The sequence below is a fragment of the Methylobacter sp. BlB1 genome (assembly GCF_015476545.1).
Lineage (GTDB): Bacteria > Pseudomonadota > Gammaproteobacteria > Methylococcales > Methylomonadaceae > Methylobacter.
The window spans coordinates 24,546-33,162 of record NZ_JADMKV010000052.1; the positions used below are offsets into that span (position 1 = coordinate 24,546).

Genomic DNA, 8,617 nt, shown 5'->3' on the forward strand with positions numbered 1-8,617 from the left:
AGGTTGTGGCGCAAAAAGTTCTTACCTTGCCTCTTTTATTTTGTACCGGTAGCGCCTGTCGAAGGCCGCGCACAAGCCGCCCCCCGCCATGAATACGGCGCCCAGCCAGATCCAGCGGATGAATGATTTGTAATAAATGCGAAGGCTCCAGGCGCCCTCGTTGCCCAGCGGCTCGCCTATGGCCACGAACAGATCCCGGAACAGGCCGGCATCGATCGCCGCCTCGGTCATCGGCATGGTCTGCACGCGATAAACACGCTTCTGCGGCTCTAACTTGGCAACCTGCGCACCTTTATGGCTGACTGTAACGAAAGCCTGCTCAGCGCGGTAATTAGGCCCATCGGACTGCCGCACGCCATGAAACTCAAACAGATAGCCCGACATATCCAGCGTCTCGCCGGGCGCCATGCGCACGTCTCGCTCGACGCTGTAAACGGTCGTGAAGGTAATGCCGACCACAAACACTGCGATACCCAGATGCGCCAGGGTCATGCCGTAAAAACCGGCCGGCACGCTCCGCAGCCGCTGCCATGAAAAGCCCCGTGCGCCGGTCCGGTCCATAAAGGCCAGAATCGAAATAGCCGCGGTCCATAACGCCAGCGTCATGCCCAGCACCGCCGCCCAGGAATAAAAAGGCATGACGAGAGGGATCAGCAGACCGCCTGCCGCGCAGATCAGGATCGCCCAGCGCACGCGCAAGGCGACCGTCTTGATGTCGTCCCGCTTCCAGCGAAGCAGCACGCCCAAACCTACGGCAATCGATAGCGGCGCCATCAATGGTATGAATACGGCATTGAAATAAGGCGGGCCGACCGAAATCTTGCCTAGCCCCAACGCGTCGATAATCAATGGATATAAGGTGCCGAGCAGAATGCTGGCTGCCGTCACGACGAGCAGAACGTTGTTCAGCAAAATCACGGATTCTTTAGACACCAGTTCAAAAGTCGCACTGCTTTTGACGTAAGGCGCTCTGACCGCATACAGCAGCAGCGAACCGCCCACAACGACGGCCAGAAACACCAGAATAAACAAACCTCTGGCCGGATCGCTGGCAAACGCGTGCACCGACGTCAATACGCCGGACCGTACCAGGAACGTGCCGAGCAGACTCAGAGAAAATGCGAAAATGGCCAGCAATACCGTCCAGGTCTTGAAAACGCCGCGTTTTTCAGTTGCCGCCAAGGAATGGATCAATGCGGTCCCGACCAGCCAGGGCATGAATGAGGCATTCTCCACCGGGTCCCAGAACCACCAGCCGCCCCAGCCCAGCTCGTAATATGCCCACCAGCTGCCCAGGGCGATGCCCAGCGTCAGGAACATCCAGGCAATATTGGTCCAGGGCCTTGACCAGCGCGCCCAGGCGGCATCTAACCGGCCTTCCAGCAGCGCCGCAATAGCGAACGCAAACGCGACAGAGAAGCCGACATAGCCCATGTACAGCATGGGCGGATGTATGGCCAGGCCGGGGTCCTGCAACAGCGGGTTCAAGTCACGCCCTTCGACGGGCACTGGAAACAGGCGCTCGAAAGGATTGGAGGTCAGCAGCAGGAACAGAATGAAGCCAACGGCGACCAGCCCCATGACGCCCAGCACCCGGGCAACGGTCGCCTCGGGAATGTTGCGGCTGAACAGCGCCACCAGCGCCGTCCAGCATGACAGTACCAGCGCCCAGAGCAATAACGAGCCCTCATGTGCGCCCCAGACGCCTGAAATCAGATACAGGAAAGGCAAGGCCGTGTTCGAATTGGTCGCCACGTAGGCGATCGAGAAGTCATGCGTCAAAAAGCCGTAAGTCAAACAGCCGTAAGCGATGATCATGAATAAAACCAGCGCATAAGCCGCAGGCCTCGCCACGGCAATCCATCCGGCAATGGCGCGCGATGCGCCGATAATCGGCAATGTGCCTAAAATGGCGGCCATACACAACGCCAGAATCAGTGAGAAATGCCCGAGTTCCGCAATCATTATTTTTGCCCTGTCGCCTGATTCATGCCGGTTTTCAAGCTGCCAGCCACTTCCGGCGGCATATAGTTTTCATCGTGCTTGGCCAGGACTTCCTCGGCGACAAAAACGCCCTGCCCATTTAAACGGCCATGCGCTACGATGCCCTGCCCCTCTCTGAACAAATCCGGCAGAATGCCAGTGTATTCGACCGTCACGTCTTTGCTGAAATCAGTCAGCTTGAAGCGCACCGTCATCCCGTCGCCGGGCCGCTCAACGCTGCCTTTGACGACCATGCCGCCCAAACGGAACAGAGCATCCTTAGGCGCCTTGCCTTCGATCACATCGGTTGTCGAAAAGAAATACATCAGATTTTCATTGAATGACTTCAACGCAAAACCGGCGGCAAAACCGGTGCCGATCAGCATCAAGGCTATCAGTATCAAGCGTTGTTTTCTGGCTGGTTTCATAGCGTACCTTGTCGTTTCTGCTTTAAAGCCTGCTGACGTAAAAATTGTTTACGCCGCACGATGGGAATGATGATATTGGCCAGCAATACAATGAGAGTGACCGCGTAAGAAGTCCACACATAAAAGGCGTAACCGCCCATTGCAAAAAATTCCTGCCAATTCATCATTCAGCTCCCAATGATGCCATAGATTTGACCCACTGCGCGTTGCGTTCGCGCGAAAGCAGTTCGACGCGGGCGCGTTGCAGCATGGCGATCAGATAATAAAATTTAAAAGCCACCGCCATCAACAGCAGTGGTATCAGCATGCTGACATGAATGGAAGGCTTATCCATTTTGGTCACGGTTGGCCCCTGATGCAAGGTATTCCACCATTCGACGGAATAATGAATGATCGGAATATTGACCACGCCGACCAGCGCCAGAATCGCCACGGCCTTCGATGCCGTGCGCTTGTCATCTATAGCGCCGTAAAGGCCGATGACGCCGAGATACAAAAACAGCAGAATCAATTCGGACGTCAAACGTGCATCCCAGACCCACCAGGTTCCCCACATCGGCTTGCCCCACAGCGAACCGGTCACTAACGCGATAAACGTAAAACCGGCGCCGACCGGCGCGCTGCTGACGGCGACAATCTCGGCCAGCTTAATACGCCAGACCAGTCCTATGCCGCCGGCAACGGCCATGACGACGTAAATAAACAGTGACATCCAGGCGCTGGGCACATGGATATAGATAATGCGGTAGCTGTCGCCCTGCTGATAGTCCGGCGGAGCCAGATAAAGTCCGCCGTAAAGACCTGCCGCCAGCAGCAGCAGAAAAATTACCGCCAGCCACGGCATCAGGCGCTCCGTAAAAGCATAAAAATGCGGCGGCGAAGCCATGCGATGGAAGAATCTAACAACCGGATCTGGAATCAAAAACATAATGAACAGATAAAAAGCGAAAAGTTAAAGACAAAAAGTGGAAGACCCCTGAATTACTTTAGCAGCCTTACAAACCCGTTTTTTTATGCCCTGCAATTAAGATGGCATCCAAACTTCGTTCAATCATATACTCAGGCAATCTATTAAAATCAAAGCCAATGCCGTCTTTAATCACCCGATCAATACCAGCCAATTGACCTGCTTCGGAAATATCATTGAAGAATAATGTGTAAATAAGGTAATCGGTAAAAACGCTCTATTCTTTAATTTATAACTGATGTTATGCAAAGGCGGTTTCATCTCGTTTGCCGCGCCAAGCACCGCAGCTTTTAGGGGCGGCAGACTAGGGCCCATGCCGGGCTTCCGCTAAAGCTTCAACCCAGCCTACACAGGCTGTTAAAAGCAAGTAACTCGCCCTCGGGCGAGGTAAATCCGATTAATACAACCGTCGCGTTAGCGACACTTTGTTAAACCGATCTGAATTGAACTTACTGTGTAACATCAGTTTGTAATATTCTTCGCCCATTCTACGAAATATTATCAGCTAATACTCATTTTTAATGCCGCCGCTACTGGCAGAGGCGCCAACACCAATGCCATCAATAAAATCGCTATCAAAATACTGATTTGCGCGTCCACAGGCAAGCCGCTGCCCGCCATCTCTACCGCATTGCCGGCAAAAATCAGTACCGGCACGTACAGAGGCAGAACCAGCAAAGACAGAATCATGCCGCCCCGGCGCAGGCCTATCGTTAGCGCGACGCCGATGGCACCTATTAAACTCAACACCGGCGTTCCCAGCAGCAACGTCAGCAATAAAACGCTTAACGCCGAATCAGGCATACCTAGGAAAACAGCCAGCAGCGGCGCGACCAGCAGCAACGGCAAACCTGTCACCAGCCAATGGGCAATTATTTTGCCCAGAACCAAAACAGAGGTCGGATGCGGACTCAACAAAATCTGCTCCAGAGAACCATCGTCAAAATCCGAGCGAAACAGGCTATCCAGCGAAAGCATGGCGGCCAGCAGTGCCGAAACCCAGATAATTCCGGGGGCAATGGCTTGTAATAACTTCGGCTGCGCGCCTATTCCCAACGGAAACAACGTGATTATCAGGATGAAAAACAGCAACGGATTAACCATTTCCGAGCGCCGGCGCAAGGCCAGGACCAGATCGCGCCGGATAATGGCGAAAAATGCACGAGATAAAGACATCAGGACAAATTAATACGTTGCACGTCAACATCATGCAGATCGATGTCATGATGTGAAGTCAAAATGATCATGCCGCCTTTGACTGCATGTTCGATCATTAAAGTTTCAATAAGAGCAATCCCTTGTCTGTCCAATGAGGTAAAAGGCTCATCAAGAATCCACAACTGATTGTCCGTGATCAGCAAACGGGCCAACGACAGTCTTCTTTTTTGCCCCGCCGACAAGGTCTGCACGAGTGCATCATCGAATCCGGCCAGATGGACTTTATCTAAAGCTGCCTCAATCGTATAGCGTCCAGGCTTGCTTAATGCCAATGCCATTTTTAAATTTTCCAGCACGGTCAATTCTTTTTTAATGCCGTCCAGATGGCCGACATAAGCCATCTGCGCATAAAACTGACTGTCGTTTACGGCTTCACCGCACCAGCGCACCTGCCCCGCATCCGGCTCGCGAAACCCGCACAGGATACGCAGCAACGACGTTTTACCGCTGCCGTTTTTACCTTCCAGCAATAAAACCTGGCCCGAGTATAGCGCGAAATTAAGCCCGGCAAACAGGACTTTGTCATCGCGTATGCAGCTTAAATCACTGCCTTCCAGAAATAATTGTTGCTTTGTCGCTATCATGTTTTTAGTTCGAGCGCTGCCTTACAGCCTCATACAACAATACGCCGGTAGCCACGGATAAATTGAGACTCTCTACCTGTCCCAGCATGGGCAGTTTTACCAGAAAATCACATTGCTCCTGCGTCAACCGTCTCAAGCCCTTGCCTTCGGCGCCAACCACTACGGCAAGCGGCATGGTCAAGTCAGTCTGATAGACAGTTTGGTTTGCGGAACCGGCAGCTCCCATGATCCAGATGCCTTGATCCTTGAGCCAGCGCAAAGTTCTGGACAAATTGGTCACCTGATAAACAGGCACTGTTTCGGCCGCGCCGCTGGCCACCTTACAGACTGTCGGTGTAATGCCGGTTGCGTTGTCCTTGGTAATAATCACGCCCTGCACACCCGTTGCATCGGCTGTCCGAAGACAAGCGCCAAGATTGTGCGGATCCTGGACATTGTCCAGCACCAGCAATAAGGGCGTTCCTGATAAAGCTTCCACTGCCTGCTTTAAGTCGCTTTCCGATAGCTCGGCCGGCATTTCCACTTCGATCACAATGCCCTGATGATTCTTGCCTTCGGCAAATCGGTCGAGTTTTTTGCGATCGGTTTTTTCCGGGTCTATGCCCAATGACAGCAAATCGTCAATAGCCTGCATCAAGCGTTTGTCTTGCCGTTGCGTGTCCACCCAGGCTTTATTGATTTTTTTGGGTGAATAATCCAAAGCGGCCTGTACCGCATGAATACCGAATAGTTTGGTTAACTTCATTTTTTACTTCTACGCCGCTTTTTTTTAGGTTTGCTCAACGCCGCTTGCTTATGCACCAGTTCAAAATCAATCTTCTTTTCATCCAAGTCTACGCGGACTACTTTGACCCTGACGCTGTCGCCCAACCGATAGCGGATGCCGGTTTTTTCGCCAAGCAACTGATGACTGGTCGGATCAAAATGAAAATAATCCTGAGCCAGATTGCTGATATGAACCAAACCTTCCACATAAATTTCGGTCAACTCGATAAACAAGCCGAATGAAGTAACTGATGAAATAATGCCGGGGAATTCTTCGCCGACCTTATCCATCATATACTCGCATTTGAGCCAGCTGATTACATCCCGTGTAGCATCATCGGCGCGGCGTTCATTGGCAGAACAATGCTCCCCCAATTTCTCCATGTCAGGAAGTCCGTAAGGAAAACTCTCCGCAGTTTTATCTTGCAAGCAATGTCTGATAGCGCGATGGATGAGCAGGTCCGGATAACGCCGGATAGGTGAAGTAAAGTGAGCATAAGCTTCCAGCGCAAGACCAAAATGGCCTTTCAGTTCAGGACTATAGACTGCTTGAGACATGGAACGCAATAAAACGGTCTGTATTAAGTGTGCATCAGGCCTGCCTTGAATCGAATCCACCAAATGCATATAGTCCAGAGGCGTTGGTTTGGCGCCTCCGCCTAATCTTAAGCCCAATTCACCCAAAAAACTTCTCAAGTTCAGCAATTTGTCGGGGCTTGGACCATCGTGTATCCGCAGCAACTTGGGCATTTTTTTGCGATTTAAAAATCGCGCTGCCGCCATGTTTGCTGTAATCATGCATTCTTCAATCAGTTTGTGCGCATCATTGCGCACCACGGGCACTATTTTTTCGATTTTACGATTTGGGCCGAAGATAATGCGTGTTTCCTGCGTATCAAAATCCATCGCCCCGCGTTCTTCCCGGCTTTTACGCATAACTTTATACAGAGCATATAGCTCCTGCAGATGCGGCATCAAAGCTTTATACTGCTTGGCCAGTTTCTTATCGCCTTCGACGAGTATCTTGGCTACATTGGTGTAAGTCAATCTGGCATGTGAGCGCATCACGGCTTCAAAGAAGCGCGATCTGAAGACTTTACCCTGCTGGCTTATATAGAGTTCGCAGACCATGCATAAACGGTCTACGTCGGGATTGAGCGAGCATAACCCGTTCGACAGAATCTCCGGCAGCATCGGGATAACCCTTTCCGGAAAATAGACAGAAGTGCTGCGGTTTTGCGCCTCTTTATCCAAAGCCGTATTGATCTGCACATAATGAGAGACATCGGCGATTGCCACCAATAATTTCCAGCCGGTTGAAGTTTTCTGGCAATAGACCGCATCATCAAAATCGCGGGCATCTTCGCCGTCGATTGTGACGAGAGGAATATCCCGTAAATCGACCCGATTCTGCTTGGCCGCTTCCGGCACTTCATCCTTCAACGGTTTAATTTCTTTCAGCAGTTCATCGGGCCATTGATTGGGCAATTCATAGGAGCGAATAGCCATCTCAATTTCCATGCCGGGCGCCATATGATCGCCCAGCACTTCGATGACCCGGCCGATAGGCTGCCGCAGTTTGGTCGGTTGTTCAAGGATTTCCGCAACAACGATCTGCCCTACTTTGGCTTTGCCAGCATCGCCTTTTTCAATGAGGACGGTTTGCGCGATGTTCTTAATATCCGGCACCACATAGGTAAAGCCTCTTTCCTTGTAGAGTCGCCCTACAACCTGGTGTGTATTCCTTTCAATAATTTCGACAACCGCACCTTCCCTACGGCCTTTTTTATCAATTCCTGAAACGCGGACAACGGCCCTGTCGTTATGTATTAATTGATCCATTTCCCGTGGTGACAGAAACAGATCATCAGAGCCGTCATCAGGTTTAATGAAGCCGAAACCATCGGGATGGCCGATAATGCGGCCGGCAATTAAATCCCTGCTGTTAACCAGGCAATATTGTTGCGCCCGATTAAAGATCAATTGCCCATCCCTTTCCATAGCTCTGAGCCGACGCCGCAATGCCTCCAACTGGTCTTCCCCTGCCAAGGAAAAGGCTCTTGCAATCTCTTTACGGCGCAGAGGCCGCCCTACCTCCTCAATAAGCTGCAGGATCAGCTCACGGCTGGGGATCGGATTCTCATACTTCTCAGCTTCGCGCTGAGCATATGGGTCTATTGTTGAACTAAAATCAACGTCTTTTTTTGACTTCGCTGTCATTTATTTTAATGAAATGCAAGGTGATGGATACCATAAGTAATATTCATATAATACATTACTTAGTATATCGATTAGCATGAAAAGAAAAAACTTTTGAATTTTTCGCGTGTATACAAAAAAAGAATCTCCATTTATCTGGATCTCCATTTGTGCAGTTAATTAACATTTCTATGACCAAGACGGCCTGAAATTCATATCTTCAGATCTTGAATAGATTACAGACTAAATTGTTCATTGGAGGAAATTGGTTATTAAGAGTTCCTTAAACTTCAAAAATAACCTCAATGTTAAAAAAATTTACAATTTGTTTGACAAAAATCAAATAAGCCAATATTATATGCGCTCACTCAGCTTATACAGCTTTCCTCAGCCGAGGTGGTGAAATTGGTAGACACGCTAGCTTCAGGTGCTAGTTGGGGCAACCCAGTGGAGGTTCAAGTCCTCTCCTCGGC

9 protein-coding genes and 1 tRNA gene are annotated in these 8,617 nt (G+C 50.7%); 1 reads left to right on the forward strand and 9 read right to left on the reverse strand.

Features of this window, described 5'->3' with window-relative positions; genetic code table 11:
* Positions 1–21 precede the first annotated feature (21 nt).
* The 9 genes from IT781_RS16700 to rnr all read right to left on the reverse strand — a co-directional run bounded on the left by IT781_RS16700 (position 22) and on the right by rnr (position 8,165).
* A complete protein-coding gene (locus IT781_RS16700; RefSeq protein ID WP_194971315.1) occupies positions 22–1,965 on the reverse strand; it encodes a heme lyase CcmF/NrfE family subunit in 1,944 nt (647 codons plus the stop codon).
* The gene (ccmE, locus tag IT781_RS16705; RefSeq protein WP_194971316.1) at positions 1,965–2,411 is read right to left on the reverse strand and encodes a cytochrome c maturation protein CcmE; all 447 of its coding nucleotides are present in this window, start codon (positions 2,409–2,411) and stop codon (positions 1,965–1,967) included. The genes IT781_RS16700 and ccmE overlap by 1 nt, the downstream gene beginning before the upstream one ends.
* Complete coding sequence (gene ccmD / locus IT781_RS16710; protein WP_194971324.1) at positions 2,408–2,575, reverse strand: heme exporter protein CcmD; 168 nt, start codon at positions 2,573–2,575, stop codon at positions 2,408–2,410. Before ccmD ends, ccmE begins: the two co-directional genes overlap by 4 nt.
* On the reverse strand, positions 2,575–3,339 hold the full coding sequence (locus IT781_RS16715) for a heme ABC transporter permease (RefSeq protein WP_194971317.1): 765 nt from the start codon (positions 3,337–3,339) through the stop codon (positions 2,575–2,577). The genes ccmD and IT781_RS16715 overlap by 1 nt, the downstream gene beginning before the upstream one ends.
* Positions 3,340–3,406: 67 nt before the next feature.
* Positions 3,407–3,532 (reverse strand): hypothetical protein, encoded by a 126-nt coding sequence (locus tag IT781_RS22640; RefSeq protein ID WP_255528712.1) that lies wholly within the window; start codon positions 3,530–3,532, stop codon positions 3,407–3,409.
* 347 nt (positions 3,533–3,879) lie between these two features.
* Positions 3,880–4,554 carry a heme exporter protein CcmB gene (gene ccmB, locus IT781_RS16720; RefSeq protein WP_194971318.1) on the reverse strand — a complete coding sequence of 225 codons (675 nt, stop codon included), beginning with the start codon at positions 4,552–4,554 and terminating at the stop codon, positions 3,880–3,882.
* Positions 4,554–5,180, reverse strand: a complete 627-nt coding sequence (gene ccmA / locus IT781_RS16725) for a cytochrome c biogenesis heme-transporting ATPase CcmA (protein ID WP_194971319.1) — start codon at positions 5,178–5,180, stop codon at positions 4,554–4,556. Before ccmA ends, ccmB begins: the two co-directional genes overlap by 1 nt.
* Before the next feature lie 4 nt (positions 5,181–5,184).
* Positions 5,185–5,925, reverse strand: a complete 741-nt coding sequence (gene rlmB, locus IT781_RS16730; protein ID WP_194971320.1) for a 23S rRNA (guanosine(2251)-2'-O)-methyltransferase RlmB — start codon at positions 5,923–5,925, stop codon at positions 5,185–5,187.
* Entirely contained in the window at positions 5,922–8,165 is a 2,244-nt protein-coding gene (gene rnr, locus IT781_RS16735; RefSeq protein WP_194971321.1) for a ribonuclease R, read from the reverse strand. Before rnr ends, rlmB begins: the two co-directional genes overlap by 4 nt.
* Positions 8,166–8,534: 369 nt before the next feature.
* Between rnr and IT781_RS16740 the strand changes: the two genes are divergently transcribed.
* Positions 8,535–8,617, forward strand: a tRNA-Leu gene (locus IT781_RS16740).

Excerpts from the sequence above, each read along its gene's own strand:
- ccmB (WP_194971318.1), bottom strand. The coding sequence starts at position 4,554 with ATGTCTTTATCTCGTGCATTTTTCGCCATTATCCGGCGCGATCTGGTC.
- ccmA (WP_194971319.1), bottom strand. The coding sequence starts at position 5,180 with ATGATAGCGACAAAGCAACAATTATTTCTGGAAGGCAGTGATTTAAGC.
- IT781_RS16700 (WP_194971315.1), bottom strand. The coding sequence starts at position 1,965 with ATGATTGCGGAACTCGGGCATTTCTCACTGATTCTGGCGTTGTGTATG.
- rlmB (WP_194971320.1), bottom strand. The coding sequence starts at position 5,925 with ATGAAGTTAACCAAACTATTCGGTATTCATGCGGTACAGGCCGCTTTG.
- ccmD (WP_194971324.1), bottom strand. The coding sequence starts at position 2,575 with ATGAATTGGCAGGAATTTTTTGCAATGGGCGGTTACGCCTTTTATGTG.
- IT781_RS16715 (WP_194971317.1), bottom strand. The coding sequence starts at position 3,339 with ATGTTTTTGATTCCAGATCCGGTTGTTAGATTCTTCCATCGCATGGCT.
- ccmE (WP_194971316.1), bottom strand. The coding sequence starts at position 2,411 with ATGAAACCAGCCAGAAAACAACGCTTGATACTGATAGCCTTGATGCTG.
- rnr (WP_194971321.1), bottom strand. The coding sequence starts at position 8,165 with ATGACAGCGAAGTCAAAAAAAGACGTTGATTTTAGTTCAACAATAGAC.